Source organism: Paraburkholderia fungorum (assembly GCF_046027215.1).
Classification (GTDB): Bacteria; Pseudomonadota; Gammaproteobacteria; order Burkholderiales; family Burkholderiaceae; genus Paraburkholderia; species Paraburkholderia fungorum_D.
The window spans coordinates 1092147-1112056 of the sequence record NZ_JAQQEN010000001.1; the positions used below are offsets into that span (position 1 = coordinate 1092147).

Consider the following 19910-nt stretch of genomic DNA (forward strand, 5'->3'; position numbering starts at 1 on the left):
TACTCTGTTTGTTCCTGCCGGTATGCAACGCAATCCAATCCTGGAGTTGACGCAGATGAAAGCGATCGAAATCACCGAATTTGGCGCACCGGAAGTCCTGAAGCTGGCGGAGCGGCCCATGCCGCAGCCGAAAGCGGGCGAGGTGCTGATCAAGGTGGCGGCTTGCGGTATCAACCGCCCGGATGTGTTCCAGCGCAAAGGCGGCTATGCGCCGCCGCCGGGCGCTTCGGATCTGCCGGGGCTCGAGGTGGCGGGTGAGATCGTCGGCGGCACGATCGACGAAAAGCACAATCCGTTCGGTCTGAAAATCGGCGATCGCGTCTGTGCATTGCTGGCGGGTGGCGGCTACGCTGAATATGCAGCCGCGCCGCTGCTGCAGTGTTTGCCGGTGCCAGCGGGCCTGTCGGATGTCGAGGCGGCTTCGCTGCCGGAAACCTTCTTCACGGTGTGGAGCAATGTGTTCGATCGCGCGCAACTCGGCGCGGGCGAGGGCGGCCCGAACGAAACGCTGCTGGTGCAGGGCGGTTCGAGCGGCATCGGCGTGACGGCAATCCAGATTGCTCATGCGCTGGGCTTTCGCGTGTTCGCTACTGCGGGTTCGGACGACAAGTGCCGCGCGTGCGAAGCGTTGGGCGCGGAGCGCGCGATCAACTACAAAACTGAGGATTTCGTCGAAGTCATCAAGTCGCTGACCCATGATCGCGGTGTGGACGTGATCCTCGACATGGTGGCGGGCAGTTACGTGCCACGCGAGCTGACGGCGTTAGCCGACGGCGGCCGTATCGTGCTGATCGCGTTGCTGGGCGGCGCGAAGGCGGAATTGAATCTGAATGAAGTGCTGCGCCGGCGTTTGACGGTAACCGGTTCGACCTTGCGCCCGCGCCCGATCGAATTCAAGGCGAAGATCGCTGCACAGTTGAAGGCGCGCGTGTGGCCCCATTTCGAAGATGGGCGTATCAAGCCGGTGGTGCATCGTGTGTTTCCGGCCGCGCAGGCGGCCGAAGCGCATGCGTTGATGGAAAGCAGCACGCATGTTGGCAAGATCGTATTGAGCTGGGGTCAGGACGCTTGACATGGTTGGTTTGATACGATCGGTTTGACACGGTCAGTTTGACCCGATCCACCCCACGCAGTAAAATTGCGCGTTTTGCGCACGCCGCATGAATCCGAAAGGCGGGCTGTTAGCGCAAACAAAGTCCGCCGCCAATACAAGACGAGACGATGTCGAAACAACGAGCCAAACTGGTAGTCGGTAACTGGAAGATGCACGGATGCCTCGCCGAAAACGCCCCGCTGTTGCAGGCGGTAGCGCAAGGCGCGGGGCAATTGCCGGCTGACGTGCGGGTCGGTGTCTGTGTGCCGGGCCCGTATCTCGCCCAGGCGCAAGCGCTGCTGGAAGGCAGCCGGGTCGTGTGGGGCGCGCAGGACGTTTCCGCCTTTACGCACGGCGCCTATACCGGTGAAGTGGCTGCGCAAATGGTGGTGGATTTCGGTGCGTCGCTGGCGATTGTCGGGCACTCGGAACGCCGTGCCTACCATCGCGAAAGCGCGGAACTGGTCGCGGTGAAAGCGCAGCGTGTGCTGGAAGCAGGTTTGACGCCGATTGTCTGCGTCGGCGAAACGCTCGAGGAGCGCGAGGCGGGTTTGACCGAGCAGGTGGTCGGCTCGCAGCTGGATGAAGTGCTGGCGAAACTGTCGGCCGAAGACGCGGCGCGTATTGTCGTCGCGTATGAGCCGGTATGGGCAATTGGCACGGGCAAGAGCGCTACATCGGAGCAGGCACAGGCGGTCCACGCATTCCTGCGTTCGCGTCTGGCGGCAAAGGGTGCGGTGGTGGCGGATGTGCCGCTTTTGTATGGCGGGAGTGTGAAGCCGGAGAACGCGGAAGAATTGTTCCGTCAGCCGGATATCGACGGCGGCCTGATCGGCGGCGCGTCGTTGAAAGACCAGGATTTCCTGGCGATCTGCAAGGCGGCAGGCGCGACCAGCGTCGCCAGTTAAGCAGGGCGCCTCGGCGAGGATGGCCCCAGCCCGCGCGGCACACTTTGTGTGGCACGGTTAAATAAAGACTCAGGTGAGTGTGATGCTGTATTTGAAAACATTGATTATCGTCGTCCAGTTGTTGTCGGCACTCGGGGTCATTGGACTCGTCTTGCTGCAGCACGGCAAAGGCGCCGATATGGGCGCTGCTTTTGGTAGTGGCGCATCGGGTAGCCTGTTCGGCGCAACCGGTTCAGCGAACTTTTTGTCGCGTACAACCGCCGTGCTTGCGGCTGTGTTTTTTGTAACAACGTTGACGCTCACTTACCTCGGCGCATATCGGTCGAAACCGTCCGCAGGCCTGCTGGGTGCGGCTGTGACGGCGCCGGCTGCGACGTCCGCTGCGTCCGCGGCAGCAGGTGGCTCGGCCGTATTGCCGGCGTCGGCGGCGTCCGTGCCTGGCCAGGACGTGCCGAAATAAATTTTTCGTTCAAAGTGCCTTTGTGCGTTGAACAAACTGTTTAGACCAGTTACAATCTAAGTCTTGAAGCGATTCGCGGGTTTTATAAGTTGTTTTCCCGGATTGCAGTTAGTGCCGACGTGGTGAAATTGGTAGACACGCTATCTTGAGGGGGTAGTGGCGAAAGCTGTGCGAGTTCGAGTCTCGCCGTCGGCACCAAATGTTATCTAATGCCAGCCGCTTGCTTCGCTTCGGCTGGCATTTTCACTTCTGACGCGCTACTTGCGTTGGGCTTGCGGCATGTGCATTGCCGAAGTGATTTCGCGTCAGGAGTGCTATGCTCCTGACGGCACTCAGAACCAACCGATTGAGGATAGTCTTGAACCTCGCAGCCTACTTCCCCGTCTTGTTGTTCCTCATTGTGGGCACCGGTTTAGGCGTAGCACTGGTCAGTATTGGCAAGATCCTCGGTCCCAACAAGCCAGATACTGAGAAGAACGCACCGTACGAGTGCGGCTTCGAAGCATTCGAAGATGCGCGCATGAAATTCGATGTGCGCTACTACCTCGTCGCCATTCTCTTCATCATTTTTGACCTTGAAACCGCGTTCCTGTTCCCGTGGGGCGTGGCCCTGCGCGATATCGGCTGGCCCGGCTTCATGGCGATGATGATTTTCCTGCTCGAATTCCTGCTGGGCTTCGCCTATATCTGGAAGAAGGGCGGCCTCGACTGGGAATGATGGATTAATCGCCGGTTTGCGTGGGTGGCCAAGGCTTGCCGCCCCGTCTGGAGTGGAAAGCAAATGAGTATCGAAGGGGTCTTGAAGGAAGGGTTTGTCACCACCACGGCGGACAAACTGATTAACTGGACGCGCACTGGCTCGTTGTGGCCAATGACGTTCGGTCTCGCGTGTTGCGCGGTCGAGATGATGCATGCGGGCGCTGCCCGTTATGACCTTGACCGTTTCGGCGTGGTGTTTCGTCCGAGTCCGCGTCAGTCGGACGTGATGATCGTCGCCGGCACGCTGTGCAACAAGATGGCGCCGGCGCTGCGCAAGGTCTATGACCAGATGGCTGAGCCGCGCTGGGTGATCTCGATGGGTTCGTGCGCGAACGGCGGCGGCTACTACCACTATTCCTATTCAGTCGTGCGCGGCTGCGATCGGATTGTGCCGGTCGACGTCTACGTGCCGGGTTGCCCGCCTACGGCGGAAGCGCTGGTGTACGGCGTGATCCAGTTGCAGGCCAAGATCCGTCGCACCAACACAATCGCCCGTCAATAAGGCCAACGCCTCTCCCCACAATATGGCAAGCAAACTCGAGACCCTGAAAGCGAACCTCGAGGCGGCCTTTGGCGGCCTCCTGCTGAGCACCACCGAGGCAATCGGTGAGTTGACAATCGTCGTGAAGGCGAGCGACTACCTCAACGTGGCAACGCGTCTGCGCGACGACCGTTCGCTCGGTTTTGAGCAACTGGTCGACCTGTGCGGTGTGGACTATCAGACCTATGCCGACGGTGCTTACGACGGTCCGCGTTTCGCGGCTGTGCTGCATCTGTTGTCGGTCCAGAACAACTGGCGTCTTCGCCTGCGCGTGTTTGCTCCGGACGACGAAGTGCCTATCGTCGCCTCAGTCGTCGATATCTGGAGTTCGGCCAACTGGTACGAGCGTGAAGCGTTTGACCTGTACGGCATCGTCTTCGAGGGTCACCCGGACCTGCGCCGCATCCTGACCGACTACGGTTTCATTGGTCACCCGTTCCGTAAAGATTTCCCTGTCTCCGGTTACGTCGAAATGCGTTACGACCCGGAAGAGAAGCGCGTCGTCTATCAGCCTGTGACGATCGAGCCGCGGGAAATCACGCCGCGCGTGATCCGCGAGGATCGCTATGGCGGTCTGAAACACTAAGAGAACGCCATGGCAGAGATCAAGAACTACACGCTCAACTTCGGCCCTCAGCATCCGGCCGCGCACGGTGTGCTGCGCCTCGTGCTGGAACTGGATGGCGAAGTCATCCAGCGCGCCGATCCGCACATCGGTCTGCTGCATCGCGCGACCGAAAAGCTCGCTGAAACCAAGACTTTTATCCAGTCCGTGCCGTACATGGACCGTCTCGACTACGTGTCGATGATGGTGAACGAGCACGGCTACGTGATGGCGATCGAAAAGCTGCTCGGCATCGAAGTGCCGGTGCGTGCGCAATACATCCGCGTGATGTTCGACGAAATCACGCGCGTGCTGAACCACCTGATGTGGATCGGCGCACACGCGCTGGACGTCGGCGCGATGGCTGTATTTCTGTATGCATTCCGCGAACGCGAAGACCTGATGGATGTGTACGAAGCGGTGTCCGGCGCCCGGATGCACGCGGCTTACTACCGTCCTGGCGGTGTCTATCGCGATCTGCCTGACGCAATGCCGCAATACAAGGCGTCGAAGATCCGCAATGCGAAAGCATTGTCGAGGATGAACGAGAACCGCCAAGGTTCGCTGCTCGACTTCATCGACGATTTCTTTACACGCTTCCCGAAGTGCGTCGACGAATACGAAACGCTGCTGACCGACAACCGGATCTGGAAGCAGCGTCTGGTCGGTATCGGCGTGGTCAGCCCGGAACGCGCGTTGCAACTCGGTATGACCGGCCCAATGCTGCGCGGCTCGGGTATCGAGTGGGATCTGCGCAAGAAGCAGCCGTATGAAGTCTATGACAAGATGGATTTCGACATTCCGGTCGGCGTGAATGGCGACTGTTACGACCGGTATCTGGTTCGCGTCGAAGAAATGCGCCAGTCCACGCGGATTGTGAAACAGTGCATTGAGTGGCTGCGCAAGAATCCTGGTCCGGTGATGGTCGACAATCACAAGGTTGCGCCGCCGTCGCGCGTCGGCATGAAGTCGAACATGGAAGAGCTGATTCACCACTTCAAGCTCTTCACGGAAGGCTTCCATGTGCCGGAAGGCGAAGCGTACGCCGCCGTCGAGCATCCGAAGGGCGAGTTTGGCATCTATCTGATCTCGGACGGCGCCAACAAGCCGTATCGCCTGAAGATTCGTGCACCGGGCTACGCCCACTTGTCCGCTCTCGATGAAATGGCGCGCGGTCACATGATCGCCGACGCCGTGACCATCATCGGCACGCAAGACATCGTGTTCGGCGAAGTGGATCGCTAGGACGTATTCATCGGCGGGTGTCTTCAGCTTGCACCGAAGCGCGCGTCAAGCAAAAGGAACGCCGGGTCTGTCGCAGTATGGTGTGAGCGACAGGTTTTCGTTCGGTAGGAATTGAAAGAGTCGTGTCTGAAAATGATCTCAGCTGAAGGCCTGAAAGAAATCGATCGTGCGATCGCGAAGTATCCCGCCGATCAAAAACAGTCCGCCGTGATGTCGGCGCTGGCCACTGCTCAGGAAGAGCATGGCTGGCTGTCGCCCGAACTCATGCAGTTCGTCGCGGATTATCTCGGCATGCCGGCAGTCGCCGTGCAGGAGGTGGCTACCTTCTACACGATGTACGAGACGTCGCCGGTCGGTAAATACAAGATCACGCTCTGCACGAACCTGCCGTGCCAGCTCGGCCCGGACGGCGGTTCCGACAGTGCCGCTGAATATCTGAAGCAGAAGCTCGGCATCGACTTCGGCGAAACCACGGCTGACGGCAAGTTCACCTTGAAAGAAGGTGAGTGCATGGGCTCGTGCGGCGATGCGCCGGTGATGCTGGTGAACAACCATCGCATGTGCAGCTTCATGAGCCGCGCGAAGATCGACCAGCTGCTCGAGGAACTTTCGAAATGACGTCTTTACACGATCGTCACATCAAACCGCTAATTCTCGCCGGCCTGAACGGCGATAACTGGCATCTCGAAGACTATGTGGCGCGCGGCGGTTATGCCCAGCTGCGCCGTATTCTGGAAGAGAAGATTCCGCCCGAGCAGGTGATCGCGGACGTCAAGGCGTCGGGTCTGCGCGGCCGTGGCGGCGCGGGCTTCCCGACCGGTCTGAAGTGGAGCTTCATGCCGCGTCAGTTCCCGGGCCAGAAGTACCTTGTCTGCAATTCGGACGAAGGCGAACCGGGCACGTTCAAAGACCGCGACATCCTGCGCTTCAATCCGCACTCGCTGATCGAAGGCATGGCCATCGGCGCGTATGCGATGGGCATCACGGTTGGCTACAACTATATCCACGGCGAAATCTGGGAAGTCTACAAGCGCTTCGAAGAAGCGTTGGACGAAGCCCGTCGCGCCGGGTTCCTCGGCGACAACATCATGGGTTCGGGCTTTTCGTTCGAACTGCATGCGCATCACGGTTACGGCGCCTACATCTGCGGCGAAGAAACCGCGTTGCTCGAGTCGCTCGAAGGCAAGAAAGGCCAGCCGCGCTTCAAGCCGCCGTTCCCGGCGAGCTTCGGCGTCTATGGCAAGCCGACCACGATCAATAACACCGAGACGTTTGCTGCGGTGCCGTTCCTGCTCGCGATCGGTCCGCAGAATTACCTCGAAATCGGCAAGCCGAACAACGGCGGCACGAAGATCTTCTCGATCGCCGGCGACGTCGAGCGTCCGGGCAACTATGAGATTCCGCTCGGCACACCGTTCGCCACGCTGATGGAGCTGGCCGGCGGCATGCGCGGCGGCAAGAAGATCAAGGCGGTGATTCCTGGCGGCTCGTCGGCACCGGTGATCCCGGGCGAAATGATGATGCAGACCGACCTGGACTATGACTCGATCGCCAAGGCTGGCTCGATGCTCGGTTCCGGCGCGGTCATCGTGATGGACGAGACGCGTTGCATGGTGCGTTCGCTGTTGCGCCTGTCGTACTTCTATTATGAAGAGTCGTGCGGGCAATGCACGCCGTGCCGTGAAGGCACCGGCTGGCTGTACCGCGTCGTGCATCGCATCGAGCATGGGCTCGGCCGTCCGGAAGATCTGGATCTGCTGAACTCGGTTGCTGAAAACATCATGGGCCGCACGATTTGCGCGCTCGGCGATGCAGCGGCCATGCCGGTTCGCGGCATGCTCAAGCACTACTGGGACGAATTCGAATATCACGTCGCCCACAAGCATTGCCTCGTTGGCGGTCACGCCAGCGCAGCGGCGGCATCAGAAACAGTGGCTGCCTGAGTTGGCTATCTAGCACCAGAAGAACACGTCAACCTGGGGATTCATCGCCTGAACGGGCCATGAACAGGGCGAACGATTGAGCGGTAACAGGTTAAGGAAGATTGACCATCATGGTTGAACTTGAAATAGACGGCAAGAAAGTAGAGGTGCCTGAGGGCAGCATGGTGATCCAGGCTGCGCATAAGGTCGACACGTACATCCCTCACTTCTGCTATCACAAGAAGCTGTCGATTGCGGCCAATTGCCGGATGTGTCTGGTCGATGTCGAGAAGATGCCGAAGGCCGTGCCCGCATGCGCCACGCCGGTGTCGGCGGGCATGATCGTGCGCACGAAGTCCGAGAAGGCGGTGAAGGGCCAGCAAGTCGTGATGGAATTCCTGCTGATCAACCATCCGCTCGATTGCCCGATCTGCGACCAGGGCGGCGAGTGCCAGTTGCAGGATCTGGCAGTGGGCTACGGCAAGTCGTCGTCGCGCTATACCGAAGAAAAGCGCGTGGTGTTCCACAAGAACGTCGGTCCGCTGATCTCGATGGAAGAAATGTCGCGTTGCATTCACTGCACGCGTTGTGTCCGTTTTGGTCAGGAAGTGGCCGGCGTGATGGAACTCGGCATGCTGGGCCGCGGCGAACATTCGGAAATCACGTCCTTCGTCGGCAAGACGGTCGACTCCGAACTGTCGGGCAACATGATCGATCTGTGCCCGGTCGGCGCGCTGACCAGCAAGCCGTTCCGCTATAGCGCCCGTACGTGGGAACTGTCGCGCCGCAAGTCGGTGAGCCCGCACGATTCCGTCGGCGCGAACCTCGTGGTGCAAGTCAAGAACAACCGCGTGATGCGTGTTCTGCCGTTCGAAAACGAATCCATCAACGAATGCTGGATTTCGGACAAGGACCGCTTCTCGTACGAAGGCCTGAACAGCCCGGAACGTCTCACGCAGCCGATGCTCAAGCAAGGCGGCAAGTGGGTCGAGACCGACTGGCAGACCGCGCTGGAATACGTGGTCAAGGGTCTGAAGGGCATCAAGGGCGACCATGGCGCGACTGCGCTGGCCGCGCTCGGTAGCGCCCACAGCACCGTTGAAGAACTGTTTCTGCTGAAGCAACTCGCGCAAGCCGTCGGCACGCCGAACGTCGATTTCCGCCTGCGTCAGTCGGATTTCTCCGCGCCGGTCAACGGCACGCCGTGGCTTGGCACGGCGATCGCCGATTTGTCGAATGTCGATTCCGCGCTGGTGATCGGTTCGTATCTGCGTCGCGATCATCCGCTGTTTGCCGCGCGTCTGCGTCAGGCCGCCAAGGGCGGCGCGAAGCTCACGCTCGTGCAAGCCACGAATGACGACGCGTTGATTCCGCAAGCGAAGCGCGTGGTCGCAGCACCGTCGGCGTGGCTCGACGAGCTCGCTGGCATTGCCGGCGCGATTTCGGAAGCGAACGGCGTCGCGCTGCCGGAAGCCTTCGCGGGCGTGCAAGCAACGGACGCTCACAAGCAGGTCGCAAAGTCGCTCGCCATTGGCGAACGCCGCGTGGTGTTGATCGGCAACAGCGCGGTCCGTCATCCGGACTTCGCCGCCATTCACGCCGCGGCGCAGTGGATTGCAGACGCAACCGGCGCTACGCTGGGCTTCCTCACGGAAGGCGCCAATACGGTCGGCGCGCATCTCGTCAATGCATTGCCGGGCGAGGGCGGTCTGAACGCACGTGAGGTGTTCGAGCAACCGCGCAAGGGTTATGTGTTGCTGAACGTCGAACCGGAGTTCGACACCGCCAATCCGGCGCAGGCGCTGGCCGCGCTGAAGCAGGCTGAAATGGTCGTCGTGCTGTCACCGTTCCAGACGGGCGCAGAATACGCCGATGTGCTGCTGCCGATCGCGCCGTTCACGGAAACGGCCGGTACGTTCGTCAACGCCGAAGGTACGGTGCAGACCTTCAACGGCGTGGTGCGTCCGCTCGGCGAGACGCGTCCGGCATGGAAGGTATTGCGTGTGCTGGGCAGTCTGCTGGGTGTGCCGGGCTTCGAATTCGATACTTCGGAAGAAGTGCGCGCGGCAGCGCTGGGCGACGGCGAGCTGAACTCGCGCTTGTCGAACCGGACGGGCGTTACGGTTGGCCGCGGCAAGGCAGTCAAGGCGGCAGAAGGCAAGTTCGAGCGTATCGCCGACGTGCCGATCTATCACGCCGACGCGCTCGTGCGTCGCGCCGAGTCGCTGCATCTGACGGCAGCGGCGCGCGCAGCGAATTCGGTCGGTCTGCCGGCGGTGCTGTTCGACAAGCTGGGTTTAAAGGAAGGCGACGCGGTGCGCGTGCGCCAGGGCGAGCAATCGGTGCAGTTGCCGGCCGTGCGCGACGCGAATCTTGCGGAGACGGTCGTCCGCGTATCGGCGGCTACGCCTGCCGGTGCAGCGCTGGGCAGCCTGTTCGGTGAACTGGTGGTGGAGAAGGCGTAAATGAGCTTGTTCGATACGATCAACTCGGGCGGCACCCAGCTTCTCGGTGTGGCATGGCCCACGGTGTGGGCACTGGTGCGCATCCTGGTGGTGGCCGTCGTGATCCTGCTGTGCGTGGCTTACCTGATTCTCTGGGAGCGTAAGCTGATCGGCTGGATGCACGTGCGTCTCGGCCCGAACCGCGTCGGCCCCGCAGGCTTGCTGCAGCCGATCGCCGACGTGCTGAAGCTGTTGCTGAAGGAAGTGATTCAGCCGGCGCAGGCAAGCCGCTGGATCTACCTGATCGCGCCAATCATGGTGGTGGTGCCGGCCTTCGCGGTCTGGGCGGTGATTCCGTTCCAGGCGGGCGCAGTGCTCGGCGACATCAACGCAGGTCTGTTGTACGCGATCGCGATTTCGTCGATCGGCGTGTACGGCGTGATCCTGGCCGGCTGGGCGTCGAACTCGAAGTACGCGTTCCTAGGCGCGATGCGCGCCGCCGCTCAGATGGTTTCGTACGAAATTTCGATGGGCTTCGCACTGGTCGTGGTGCTGATGACTTCTGGCAGCCTGAATCTGTCGGACATCGTCACTTCGCAGGAACGCGGCATCTTTGCTGGCTACGGCTTGAATTTCCTGTCGTGGAACTGGCTGCCGCTGTTGCCGATGTTCGTCGTGTACTTCATCTCGGGCATCGCCGAAACGAACCGTCACCCGTTCGACGTGGTGGAAGGTGAGTCGGAAATCGTCGCGGGCCACATGATCGATTACTCGGGGATGGCGTTCGCGCTGTTCTTCCTCGCCGAGTACATCAATATGATCGTGATCTCGGCATTGGCTGCAACACTGTTCCTCGGCGGCTGGAGTGCACCGTTCGGCTTTCTGTCGTTCATTCCGGGCGTCTTCTGGCTCGTCGCCAAGGTTTTCTTGCTGCTGTCGGTATTCATCTGGGCGCGTGCTACGTTCCCGCGCTACCGCTATGACCAGATCATGCGTCTGGGCTGGAAGATTTTCATTCCGGTTTGCGTGGTGTGGCTCATCGTGGTCGGCTTCTGGATCATGTCGCCGTTGAATATCTGGAAATAAAGGGCGGATGAACCCATGACCGCAATCCAAAACTTTTTCAAGACCTTCTTCCTGACGGAGTTGCTCAAAGGCCTCGCGTTGACCGGACGTTACACGTTCCAACGCAAGGTGACCGTGCAGTTCCCGGAAGAGAAGACCCCGATCTCGCCGCGTTTCCGCGGCCTGCACGCGCTGCGCCGTTATGAGAACGGCGAAGAGCGTTGCATCGCCTGCAAATTGTGCGAAGCGGTGTGCCCGGCGCTTGCCATCACGATCGAATCGGAAACGCGTGCGGACAACACGCGCCGCACCACGCGTTACGACATCGACCTGACCAAGTGCATCTTCTGCGGTTTCTGCGAAGAAAGCTGCCCGGTCGACTCGATCGTCGAGACTCACATTCTCGAATATCACGGCGAGAAGCGCGGCGATCTGTACTTCACGAAAGACATGCTGCTGGCCGTGGGCGATCGCTACGAAACAGAGATCGCTGCGAGCAAGGCAGCTGACGCACCGTATCGTTGAAGCAGTAATGACGCAGTAAAACGGCCTGTTGTCGGGTCGAACGCCGCGGCCGGATCGCCGCGGCACGGCGCACCTGTGTGACTGTTTTCCCAGACGCACGTGCCAAAGAACAATGCCTGACGATGGCCTAACGATGAACCGGTAATCATGGAATTCACGACCGTACTGTTCTACATCTTCGCGCTGCTCCTGGTGGTTTCAGGGCTGAAGGTGATCACCTCGCGCAACCCGGTGTCGTCCGCACTGTTTCTGGTGCTGGCGTTCTTTAACGCAGCCGCGATCTGGATGCTGTTGCAAGCGGAGTTCCTCGCGATTCTGCTGGTGCTGGTCTATGTCGGCGCGGTGATGGTGCTGTTCCTGTTCGTCGTCATGATGCTGGACATCAATATCGACGTGCTGCGACGCGACTTCAAACGCTTCGTGCCCATGGCGACGCTGGTAGGCGCGATCATCGTGCTCGAAACCGCGGTGATCCTTTGGCACGGCTACGGCGCAACGGCCACGGCGCTGCGCGACACGACCGCCGCCGCGAACGGCATGGCGGACTGGTCGAACACCCGCCTCATCGGCAAGGTCATCTATACCGACTACATCTTCGCATTCGAAGTGGCCGGCCTCGTGCTGCTGGTCGCGATCATCGCTGCGATCGCGTTGACCACGAGCCATAAGAAAGACAGCAAGCGCCAGAAGATTAGCGACCAGGTCAAGGTGCGCGCCCAGGACCGTGTGCGTGTCGTGAAGATGGCATCGGAAAAGACCGCGGCCACCGTCGCGGCGGAAGAAGCCGCCGCTGCGGCCGCTGCCGCCGACTCGGCACCTGCCAAGAACAGCTGAGCGGACAGGAGATAGAAATCATGTTGACCCTTGCTCATTACCTCGTCCTCGGTGCGATCCTGTTTGCGATCAGCATCGTTGGTATTTTCCTGAACCGCCGCAACGTCATCATCATCCTGATGGCGATCGAGCTGATGCTGCTGGCGGTGAATACCAACTTCGTCGCCTTCTCGCATTACCTCGGCGACGTGCACGGCCAGATTTTCGTGTTCTTTGTGCTGACCGTTGCGGCGGCAGAAGCGGCGATTGGCCTCGCAATTCTGGTGACCCTGTTCCGTAGCCTCGACACGATCAATGTCGAGGACCTCGATCAGCTCAAAGGTTAATTTCAGGTAAAGCGGTTATGTCAACGACACTCAATGAAAACCTGCTGCTGGCGATCCCGCTGGCACCGCTGGCCGGCTGCCTGATTGCGGGGCTGTTCGGGAAGGCGGTAGGGCGAGCCGGCGCTCACTCGGTCACGATCCTCGGCGTCGCGATCTCGTTCATCCTCTCGGCGATCGTGTTCTTCCAGGTCATGGACGGCGCGAGCTTCAACGCCACCATCTATCAATGGATGGCGATCGGCAAGACGACGTTCGAGGTAGGCTTCCTGGTCGACTCGCTGACGGCGATGATGATATGCGTGGTGACCTTCGTGTCGCTGATGGTGCACATCTACACGATCGGCTACATGGCCGACGACGACGGTTACCAGCGCTTCTTCTCGTATATCTCGCTGTTCACGTTCTCGATGTTGATGCTCGTGATGAGCAACAACTTCCTGCAGCTGTTCTTTGGCTGGGAAGCGGTGGGTCTGGTGTCGTACCTGCTTATCGGTTTCTACTTCACGCGCCCGACGGCGATCTACGCCAACATGAAGGCGTTTATCGTGAACCGCATTGGCGACTTCGGGTTCCTGCTCGGTATCGGCCTGCTGTTCGCGTTCGCCGGCTCGATGAACTACGGCGACGTGTTCGCAAAGCGCACCGAACTCGCGGCATTGAGCTTCCCGGGCACGGACTGGGGTCTGTTGACGGTGGCCTGTATTTGCCTGTTCATCGGCGCGATGGGTAAGTCGGCGCAGTTCCCGCTGCACGTGTGGCTGCCGGATTCGATGGAAGGTCCGACGCCGATCTCCGCACTGATTCACGCGGCAACCATGGTGACGGCCGGTATCTTCATGGTCACGCGCATGTCGCCGCTGTTCGAACTGTCGGATACGGCGCTGTCGTTCGTGATGGTGATCGGCGCGATCACGGCGCTGTTCATGGGCTTCCTCGGGATCATCCAGAACGACATCAAGCGCGTGGTGGCTTACTCTACGCTGTCGCAACTCGGTTACATGACGGTCGCGCTCGGCGCATCGGCTTACTCGGTCGCCGTGTTCCACCTGATGACGCACGCGTTCTTCAAGGCGCTGCTGTTCCTCGGCGCGGGTTCGGTGATCATCGGCATGCACCACGATCAGGACATCCGCAACATGGGCGGCCTGCGCAAGTACATGCCGATCACGTGGATCACATCGCTGGTCGGTTCGCTGGCGCTGATCGGCACGCCGTTCTTCTCCGGCTTCTACTCGAAAGACTCGATCATCGACGCAGTGAAGCTGTCGCATCTGCCGGGGTCGGGCTTCGCCTACTTCGCGGTGGTGGCGAGCGTGTTCGTTACTGCGCTGTACTCGTTCCGTATGTACTTCCTGGTGTTCCACGGCAAGGAGCGCTTCCGCGATCCGAAGCATCCGGAATCGCCGATGGGCATCGAAGCGGCCGCGCGTGCGCATGACGGTCACGGTCATGACGCACACGGCCATGGCCACGGTCACGACGACCACGCGCACGAGCCGCATGAGACGCCTTGGGTGGTGTGGGTTCCGCTGGTACTGCTGGCGATTCCGTCGGTGGTGATCGGCGCGATCGGTATCGGTCCGATGCTGTTCGGCGATTTCTTCCAGCACGGCGTGGTGTTCGACAAGGTGATCTTCATCGGCGAAAACCATCCGGCGCTGCATGAAATGGCAGAAGAATTCCATGGCTGGGCGTCGATGGGCCTGCATTCGGTCTCGGGTCTGCCGGTGTGGCTGGCGCTCGCGGGTGTGGTGGTCGCGTGGTTCCTGTATCTGGTTCGTCCGGATCTGCCGGCTGTCATCAAGCGTGCGTTCGGGCCGATCTACACGCTGCTCGACAACAAGTACTACATGGACAAGATCAACGAAGTCGTCTTCGCGCGGGGCGCCGTGGCCATTGGCCGTGGTCTCTGGAAGGAAGGCGATGTCGTGGTTATCGACGGTATCGTCAACGGCAGCGCGCGCTTTATCGGCTGGTTTGCCGGCGTGATCCGCTTCCTCCAATCCGGCTACATCTATCACTACGCGTTCGCCATGATTATCGGCATGTTGGGGCTCCTGACCCTGTTTGTAACGCTCGGCGGCAAATAAGGCGAGGGACACTAATGCACGCTTATCCGATTCTCAGTATTGCGATCTGGTTGCCGATCCTCGTCGGCCTCCTGATCCTGGCTATCGGTTCCGACCGGAACCCGGCTCCGGCGCGCTGGATCGCGCTGATCGGCTCAATCGTCAGCTTTATCGTGACGATCCCGCTGATTACGGGCTTTGATTCGAGCACGGCCGATCTGCAGTTCGTCGAAAAGGCGAACTGGATCGAGCGCTTTAACATCACGTACCACCTGGGTGTCGACGGCATCTCGATGTGGTTTGTCGTGTTGACTGCCTTGATCACGGTGATCGTCGTGATTGCCGCGTGGGAAGTCATCACGAAGAACGTAGCGCAGTACCTCGCTGCGTTCCTGATCCTGTCCGGCATCATGGTCGGCGTGTTCAGCGCAGCGGACGGCATGCTGTTCTATGTGTTCTTCGAAGCGACGCTGATCCCGATGTACATCATCATCGGCGTGTGGGGTGGGGCGAACCGCGTGTATGCCGCGTTCAAGTTCTTCCTGTACACGCTGATGGGCTCGCTGCTGATGCTGGTTGCGCTGCTTTATCTGTACATTCAGACCGGCACGTTCGATCTGGCTACGTGGCAGAACGCGCAGATCGGCATGACCCCGCAGATATTGATATTCATAGCGTTCTTCATGGCCTTCGCGGTGAAGGTGCCAATGTGGCCGGTGCACACGTGGTTGCCTGACGCCCACGTGGAAGCGCCGACCGGCGGCTCGGTCGTGCTGGCCGCGATCATGCTGAAGCTGGGTGCCTACGGTTTCGTGCGCTTCTCGCTGCCGATCGCACCGGACGCAAGTCACTTCCTCGCACCGGTCGTCGTCACGCTGTCGTTGATCGCGGTGATCTACATCGGTCTGGTTGCGATGGTGCAGGCCGATATGAAGAAGCTGGTCGCCTATTCGTCGATCGCGCACATGGGTTTCGTGACGCTCGGTTTCTTCATTTTCAATCAGCTCGGCGTGGAAGGCGCGATCGTGCAGATGATCTCGCACGGTTTCGTGTCGGGCGCGATGTTCCTGAGCATCGGTGTGCTCTACGACCGTATGCACTCGCGTCAGATCGCCGATTACGGCGGCGTCGTGAACGTGATGCCGAAATTCGCGACATTCGTGATGCTGTTCTCAATGGCCAATTGCGGCTTGCCGGGTACCTCGGGCTTCGTTGGCGAGTTCATGGTGATTCTGGCGGCAGTCCAGTACAACTTCTGGATCGCAGGCGGCGCGGCAGTCACGCTGATTCTCGGCGCGGCCTACACGCTGTGGATGTACAAGCGCGTGTACTTCGGCGCGATCGCCAACGATCACGTCAAGGGCCTCGTCGACATCAATCGCCGTGAGTTCTTCATGCTGGCAGTGCTCGCTGCACTGACGCTGTTCATGGGCCTGTATCCGAAGCCCTTTACCGATGTGATGCACGTATCCGTGGAAAACCTCCTCTCCCACGTCGCGCAGTCCAAGCTGCCGTTGCCACAGTAATGCAGAGCGGAGGAATCTAAAGATCATGCAAAACGCCCCTATGACTGCTTTGCTGCCCGACGCACTGGTGATGCTCGCCGTTGTGCTCGCGTGGCTCAACGACACGTTTATCGGCCAGGCCGGTCGCCGTACCACGTATTTCATCGCGTTCTTCTCGACGCTGGTCGCGGGCGTCTGGTTTGCGATGAACGCGTTCGACCCGCAAGTGCATTACTACTTCGGTCACATGTACGTGGTGGATGCGTTCGCCAATGTGATGAAGGCAGTGGTGACGCTCGGCTATGCCGTGTCGATCGTTTATTCGCGCAAGTACCTCGAAGATCGCGACCTGTTCCGCGGCGAGTTTTTCCTGTTGGGCATGTTCTCGTTGCTCGGCCAGCTCGTGATGATCTCCGGCAACAACTTCCTGACGCTGTACCTCGGTCTGGAACTGATGTCGCTGTCACTGTACGGCGCGATTGCACTGCGTCGTGACGCTGCGCCGTCGAACGAAGCAGCGATGAAGTACTACGTGCTCGGCGCGCTGGCTTCCGGTTTCCTGCTGTACGGCATTTCGATGCTGTACGGTGCGACCGGCTCGCTCGACCTGAACGAAGTGTTCAAGGCGATCGGTACGAGCCACTACGATCCGACTGTGCTGCTGTTCGGCGTGATCTTCATTGTCGCCGGCGTGGCGTTCAAGATGGGCGCGGTGCCGTTCCACATGTGGGTGCCCGATGTGTATCAAGGCGCACCGACTGCGATGACGCTGATGGTCGGTGGCGGTCCGAAGGTCGCGGCCTTCGCGTGGGGTCTGCGCTTCCTCGTGATGGGCCTGCTGCCGCTGGCCGTTGAATGGCAGGAAATGCTGGTGATTCTGGCGGCCCTGTCGCTGATCGTCGGCAATATCACCGGTATCGTGCAACGCAACGTCAAGCGGATGCTGGCGTACTCGGCGATCTCGAACATGGGCTTCGTGCTGCTCGGCCTGCTGGCCGGCGTGGTCGATCACAAGACCACGGGCGCGGCCAACGCGTACGGCTCGGCGATGTTCTACAGCATCGTCTACCTGATTACGACGATGGGTACCTTCGGCATCATCATGCTGCTGGCGCGCCGCGATTTCGAAGCGGACACCCTCGAAGACTTCAAGGGCCTGAATCAGCGCAGCCCGGTGTTTGCCTTCGTGATGATGGTGATGATGTTCTCGCTCGCGGGCATTCCGCCTGCGGTCGGCTTCTATGCCAAGCTCGCCGTGTTGCAGGCAACCATGAATGCCGGTTTGACCTGGCTGACGGTGCTGGCTGTGATCACGTCGCTGTTCGGTGCGTTCTATTACCTGCGCATCGTCAAGCTGATGTACTTCGACGAGCCGCAAGACAAGTCGCCGATCCTCGCCGACACCAGCACGCGTGCCCTGCTCGCGCTCAATGGTGTGGCCGTGCTGGTGCTCGGTATCATCCCGGATCCGCTGCTGAAGGCCTGCTTGCAGGCCATCCAGCACACGCTGCTGCTCTGATGTCGGCTGCGGGTTGGTTTATCGTGTTGTTGGCGCTGGTCGGCGCCAACCTGCCGTTCCTGAATCAGCGTCTCTTCGCCGCCGTGCCGTTGAAAGCGGTGAAGAAGAGCGCCTGGATCCGGATTGCCGAGCTGATCGTGTTGTACTTCGTAGTCGGCGCACTCGGGTTCCTGCTCGAGGCGCGCGCGGGCAATCGCTTCGAACAGGGTTGGCAGTTCTATGCGATCACGTTTGCTCTGTTCGTCGTGTTCGCGTTTCCAGGTTTCACCTTCCAGTATCTCGTCAAACGCCGCTGACGGCGTCTCGCCGTCGCGCACCACGCTGTCCTGAGGTCGCACATGGCTGAACTTCCCGATCACGACGCCGCGCTCACCGAGACCTGTCTCGAGAGCAAAACGATCCACCAGGGACCGTTCCTCACGCTCAAATGCGATACCGTTCGCCTACCGGACGGCAAGCATGCAACCCGTGAATACGTTCAGCATCCCGGCGCCGTGATGGTGATTCCGCTATTCGACGACGGCCGTGTGCTGCTGGAAAGCCAGTACCGCTATCCGATGGGCAAGGTCATGGTCGAGTATCCGGCCGGCAAGCTCGATCCCGATGAAGGCGCTCTGGCTTGCGCGAAACGCGAATTGCGAGAAGAAACTGGCTATACCGCGCGTGAATACATTTACGTGACGCGGATTCACCCGATCATTTCCTACTCGACCGAATTCATCGATATTTATCTCGCGCGTGGCCTGACCGCTGGCGAACGTAAGCTCGATGATGGCGAGTTTCTCGAACTGTTCACCGCGAATGTTGCCGATGTGTCCGAATGGGTGCGTACCGGTAAGATCACGGACGTGAAAACCGTCATCGGCACTTTCTGGCTCGAGAAGATTTTGTCGGGCGCGTGGCCGACGGCGGCGCCTCAGTAGCACCCGGTGGCGTGTTCGCGCGCCAGGTAGAATGTCTTGCACAAGCCCCTGTTCGGTCTCTGATCGACAGGGGCTTTGTTATTTCGGAGGGAGGGCTGGATCGGTGAGTTGGCGCCGTGTCCGAAATGCGGATTTTGTCCTATGCCCTTTGACAGTCTCGCGCCGGGACTGCTGCGGCTCTAGTATCGATAGCTGGAAACCGGAAACGCTAATCTTTTATTTCGGATAACGGAATATAAAGTGCGATGGATACCGGTTGCCTCCTCATTTGGTTGTCACTTGACAACCAAATGAGGAGGCGCTAAATTGGAGGGCATAGATGGTCCGCGGAACCCACTCCAAGAAAGAAATTGAAGATGCGTTGGCCTATGCCGAAAGAAACGGCTGGCGCATCCAGTCCGGCGGCAGAGGCCATGCGTGGGGAAAAATGTACTGTCCATACAACGACGCGGAATGTCGGTCCGGGGAGTTCTGCATATCAAGCGTTTGGAGTACCCCGAGGAATCCCGGGAATCACGCAAAGCACCTCAGGCGTATCGTCGACAACTGCCCGACTCGTCGATCGTAGGAACGTGTGCGGCCTAAGGTCTGAAAGGTAATAGAGGCAGGAGTAACTCATGGAATACGTGTTCACGTTGAAGTACCGGCTCGCAGCGGAAGATTGCGACCTCGATGCAATCGTCGAACGGTTGGCCGAAGCAGGCTGTGACGACGCAACCATTGGCGTGGGGCAACCAGGCCGCATTGCGCTGGTTTTCTCGCGCGAGGGCGCGTCCGCACTGGAGGCACTGGTTAGCGCGCTGAAAGATATCAAGCAGGCGGTGCCGTCCGCGCGGCTTGTTGAAGCAGGCCCCGATTTCGTCGGCCTGACTGATGTCGCCGAGGTTGCTGGCGTTTCGCGGCAGAACATGCGCAAGCTGATGTTGAGTCACGCAGTCGACTTTCCGTCGCCGGTTCACGAGGGCAGCGCATCGGTGTGGCATCTGTCGGATGTCCTCGCGTGGCTGACCGCACGCGGCGGTTATGACATCAGGCCGGATGTGTTCGATGTCGCGAAATCGGCAAAGCAGATCAACCTGGCCAAGGAAGCGCGTGAACGCGAGCCACGACTCAATAGCCAACTCGAATACCTGGTGGCGTAGACTCGGCGTAGGGCTGCGGTCCGATA

The 19910-nt window shown here is 60.0% G+C and carries 21 protein-coding genes and 1 tRNA gene; all 22 read left to right on the forward strand.

Annotated elements, in window-relative coordinates; all coding sequences use genetic code 11:
• The first annotated feature begins 55 nt into the window (after nt 1-55).
• The 22 genes from PQR27_RS04900 to PQR27_RS05005 all read left to right on the forward strand — a co-directional run bounded on the left by PQR27_RS04900 (nt 56) and on the right by PQR27_RS05005 (nt 19884).
• Nucleotides 56-1072, forward strand: coding sequence for an NAD(P)H-quinone oxidoreductase (locus PQR27_RS04900; protein ID WP_408522597.1), 1017 nt, complete (start codon nt 56-58; stop codon nt 1070-1072).
• A gap of 149 nt (nt 1073-1221) precedes the next feature.
• On the forward strand, nt 1222-2001 hold the full coding sequence (tpiA, locus tag PQR27_RS04905; protein ID WP_408522598.1) for a triose-phosphate isomerase: 780 nt from the start codon (nt 1222-1224) through the stop codon (nt 1999-2001).
• An 82-nt stretch (nt 2002-2083) separates the two neighbouring features.
• Complete coding sequence (gene secG / locus PQR27_RS04910) at nt 2084-2461, forward strand: preprotein translocase subunit SecG (protein WP_408522599.1); 378 nt, start codon at nt 2084-2086, stop codon at nt 2459-2461.
• A gap of 113 nt (nt 2462-2574) precedes the next feature.
• Nucleotides 2575-2659: transfer RNA gene (locus tag PQR27_RS04915), tRNA-Leu, on the forward strand.
• Between the two features lie 160 nt (nt 2660-2819).
• The gene (locus PQR27_RS04920) at nt 2820-3179 is read left to right on the forward strand and encodes an NADH-quinone oxidoreductase subunit A (RefSeq protein ID WP_007175615.1); all 360 of its coding nucleotides are present in this window, start codon (nt 2820-2822) and stop codon (nt 3177-3179) included.
• Between the two features lie 63 nt (nt 3180-3242).
• Nucleotides 3243-3722: a NuoB/complex I 20 kDa subunit family protein gene (gene nuoB / locus PQR27_RS04925; protein ID WP_006052903.1), complete on the forward strand. Its 480-nt coding sequence runs from the start codon at nt 3243-3245 to the stop codon at nt 3720-3722.
• Nucleotides 3723-3744: 22 nt separating this feature from the next.
• Nucleotides 3745-4347: an NADH-quinone oxidoreductase subunit C gene (locus tag PQR27_RS04930; RefSeq protein ID WP_408522600.1), complete on the forward strand. Its 603-nt coding sequence runs from the start codon at nt 3745-3747 to the stop codon at nt 4345-4347.
• Nucleotides 4348-4356: 9 nt separating this feature from the next.
• On the forward strand, nt 4357-5610 hold the full coding sequence (locus tag PQR27_RS04935; RefSeq protein WP_408522601.1) for an NADH-quinone oxidoreductase subunit D: 1254 nt from the start codon (nt 4357-4359) through the stop codon (nt 5608-5610).
• A gap of 132 nt (nt 5611-5742) precedes the next feature.
• The gene (nuoE, locus tag PQR27_RS04940; protein WP_054034960.1) at nt 5743-6228 is read left to right on the forward strand and encodes an NADH-quinone oxidoreductase subunit NuoE; all 486 of its coding nucleotides are present in this window, start codon (nt 5743-5745) and stop codon (nt 6226-6228) included.
• Nucleotides 6225-7553: an NADH-quinone oxidoreductase subunit NuoF gene (gene nuoF, locus PQR27_RS04945; RefSeq protein ID WP_408522602.1), complete on the forward strand. Its 1329-nt coding sequence runs from the start codon at nt 6225-6227 to the stop codon at nt 7551-7553. Before nuoE ends, nuoF begins: the two co-directional genes overlap by 4 nt.
• A 110-nt stretch (nt 7554-7663) precedes the next feature.
• Nucleotides 7664-9997 (forward strand): NADH-quinone oxidoreductase subunit NuoG, encoded by a 2334-nt coding sequence (gene nuoG, locus PQR27_RS04950; protein WP_408522603.1) that lies wholly within the window; start codon nt 7664-7666, stop codon nt 9995-9997.
• The gene (gene nuoH, locus PQR27_RS04955; protein ID WP_408522604.1) at nt 9998-11062 is read left to right on the forward strand and encodes an NADH-quinone oxidoreductase subunit NuoH; all 1065 of its coding nucleotides are present in this window, start codon (nt 9998-10000) and stop codon (nt 11060-11062) included.
• Between the two features lie 15 nt (nt 11063-11077).
• A complete protein-coding gene (nuoI, locus tag PQR27_RS04960) occupies nt 11078-11566 on the forward strand; it encodes an NADH-quinone oxidoreductase subunit NuoI (RefSeq protein ID WP_408522605.1) in 489 nt (162 codons plus the stop codon).
• 147 nt (nt 11567-11713) lie between these two features.
• Nucleotides 11714-12400, forward strand: a complete 687-nt coding sequence (locus tag PQR27_RS04965; protein ID WP_408522606.1) for an NADH-quinone oxidoreductase subunit J — start codon at nt 11714-11716, stop codon at nt 12398-12400.
• Between the two features lie 20 nt (nt 12401-12420).
• The gene (gene nuoK / locus PQR27_RS04970) at nt 12421-12726 is read left to right on the forward strand and encodes an NADH-quinone oxidoreductase subunit NuoK (protein WP_006052894.1); all 306 of its coding nucleotides are present in this window, start codon (nt 12421-12423) and stop codon (nt 12724-12726) included.
• 17 nt (nt 12727-12743) lie between these two features.
• Nucleotides 12744-14816 (forward strand): NADH-quinone oxidoreductase subunit L, encoded by a 2073-nt coding sequence (gene nuoL / locus PQR27_RS04975; protein WP_408522607.1) that lies wholly within the window; start codon nt 12744-12746, stop codon nt 14814-14816.
• Nucleotides 14817-14830: 14 nt separating this feature from the next.
• Nucleotides 14831-16321: an NADH-quinone oxidoreductase subunit M gene (locus tag PQR27_RS04980; protein ID WP_408522608.1), complete on the forward strand. Its 1491-nt coding sequence runs from the start codon at nt 14831-14833 to the stop codon at nt 16319-16321.
• Nucleotides 16322-16346: 25 nt separating this feature from the next.
• The gene (gene nuoN / locus PQR27_RS04985; protein ID WP_408522609.1) at nt 16347-17819 is read left to right on the forward strand and encodes an NADH-quinone oxidoreductase subunit NuoN; all 1473 of its coding nucleotides are present in this window, start codon (nt 16347-16349) and stop codon (nt 17817-17819) included.
• On the forward strand, nt 17819-18115 hold the full coding sequence (locus tag PQR27_RS04990; RefSeq protein ID WP_054034952.1) for a DUF2818 family protein: 297 nt from the start codon (nt 17819-17821) through the stop codon (nt 18113-18115). The genes nuoN and PQR27_RS04990 overlap by 1 nt, the downstream gene beginning before the upstream one ends.
• Before the next feature lie 42 nt (nt 18116-18157).
• The gene (locus PQR27_RS04995) at nt 18158-18742 is read left to right on the forward strand and encodes an NUDIX domain-containing protein (RefSeq protein WP_408522610.1); all 585 of its coding nucleotides are present in this window, start codon (nt 18158-18160) and stop codon (nt 18740-18742) included.
• Between the two features lie 319 nt (nt 18743-19061).
• The gene (locus PQR27_RS05000) at nt 19062-19310 is read left to right on the forward strand and encodes a hypothetical protein (protein ID WP_408522611.1); all 249 of its coding nucleotides are present in this window, start codon (nt 19062-19064) and stop codon (nt 19308-19310) included.
• A 49-nt stretch (nt 19311-19359) separates the two neighbouring features.
• Nucleotides 19360-19884 carry a helix-turn-helix transcriptional regulator gene (locus PQR27_RS05005; protein ID WP_408522612.1) on the forward strand — a complete coding sequence of 175 codons (525 nt, stop codon included), beginning with the start codon at nt 19360-19362 and terminating at the stop codon, nt 19882-19884.
• Nucleotides 19885-19910: the final 26 nt, after the last annotated feature.

Bases quoted from the DNA above. Each gene is read 5' to 3' on its own strand.
- PQR27_RS04900 (WP_408522597.1), top strand. From the start codon at position 56: ATGAAAGCGATCGAAATCACCGAATTTGGCGCACCGGAAGTCCTGAAG.
- tpiA (WP_408522598.1), top strand. From the start codon at position 1,222: ATGTCGAAACAACGAGCCAAACTGGTAGTCGGTAACTGGAAGATGCAC.
- secG (WP_408522599.1), top strand. From the start codon at position 2,084: ATGCTGTATTTGAAAACATTGATTATCGTCGTCCAGTTGTTGTCGGCA.
- nuoB (WP_006052903.1), top strand. From the start codon at position 3,243: ATGAGTATCGAAGGGGTCTTGAAGGAAGGGTTTGTCACCACCACGGCG.
- PQR27_RS04930 (WP_408522600.1), top strand. From the start codon at position 3,745: ATGGCAAGCAAACTCGAGACCCTGAAAGCGAACCTCGAGGCGGCCTTT.
- PQR27_RS04935 (WP_408522601.1), top strand. From the start codon at position 4,357: ATGGCAGAGATCAAGAACTACACGCTCAACTTCGGCCCTCAGCATCCG.
- nuoE (WP_054034960.1), top strand. From the start codon at position 5,743: ATGATCTCAGCTGAAGGCCTGAAAGAAATCGATCGTGCGATCGCGAAG.
- nuoF (WP_408522602.1), top strand. From the start codon at position 6,225: ATGACGTCTTTACACGATCGTCACATCAAACCGCTAATTCTCGCCGGC.
- nuoG (WP_408522603.1), top strand. From the start codon at position 7,664: ATGGTTGAACTTGAAATAGACGGCAAGAAAGTAGAGGTGCCTGAGGGC.
- nuoH (WP_408522604.1), top strand. From the start codon at position 9,998: ATGAGCTTGTTCGATACGATCAACTCGGGCGGCACCCAGCTTCTCGGT.
- nuoI (WP_408522605.1), top strand. From the start codon at position 11,078: ATGACCGCAATCCAAAACTTTTTCAAGACCTTCTTCCTGACGGAGTTG.
- PQR27_RS04965 (WP_408522606.1), top strand. From the start codon at position 11,714: ATGGAATTCACGACCGTACTGTTCTACATCTTCGCGCTGCTCCTGGTG.
- nuoK (WP_006052894.1), top strand. From the start codon at position 12,421: ATGTTGACCCTTGCTCATTACCTCGTCCTCGGTGCGATCCTGTTTGCG.
- nuoL (WP_408522607.1), top strand. From the start codon at position 12,744: ATGTCAACGACACTCAATGAAAACCTGCTGCTGGCGATCCCGCTGGCA.
- PQR27_RS04980 (WP_408522608.1), top strand. From the start codon at position 14,831: ATGCACGCTTATCCGATTCTCAGTATTGCGATCTGGTTGCCGATCCTC.
- nuoN (WP_408522609.1), top strand. From the start codon at position 16,347: ATGCAAAACGCCCCTATGACTGCTTTGCTGCCCGACGCACTGGTGATG.
- PQR27_RS04990 (WP_054034952.1), top strand. From the start codon at position 17,819: ATGTCGGCTGCGGGTTGGTTTATCGTGTTGTTGGCGCTGGTCGGCGCC.
- PQR27_RS04995 (WP_408522610.1), top strand. From the start codon at position 18,158: ATGGCTGAACTTCCCGATCACGACGCCGCGCTCACCGAGACCTGTCTC.
- PQR27_RS05000 (WP_408522611.1), top strand. From the start codon at position 19,062: ATGGTCCGCGGAACCCACTCCAAGAAAGAAATTGAAGATGCGTTGGCC.
- PQR27_RS05005 (WP_408522612.1), top strand. From the start codon at position 19,360: ATGGAATACGTGTTCACGTTGAAGTACCGGCTCGCAGCGGAAGATTGC.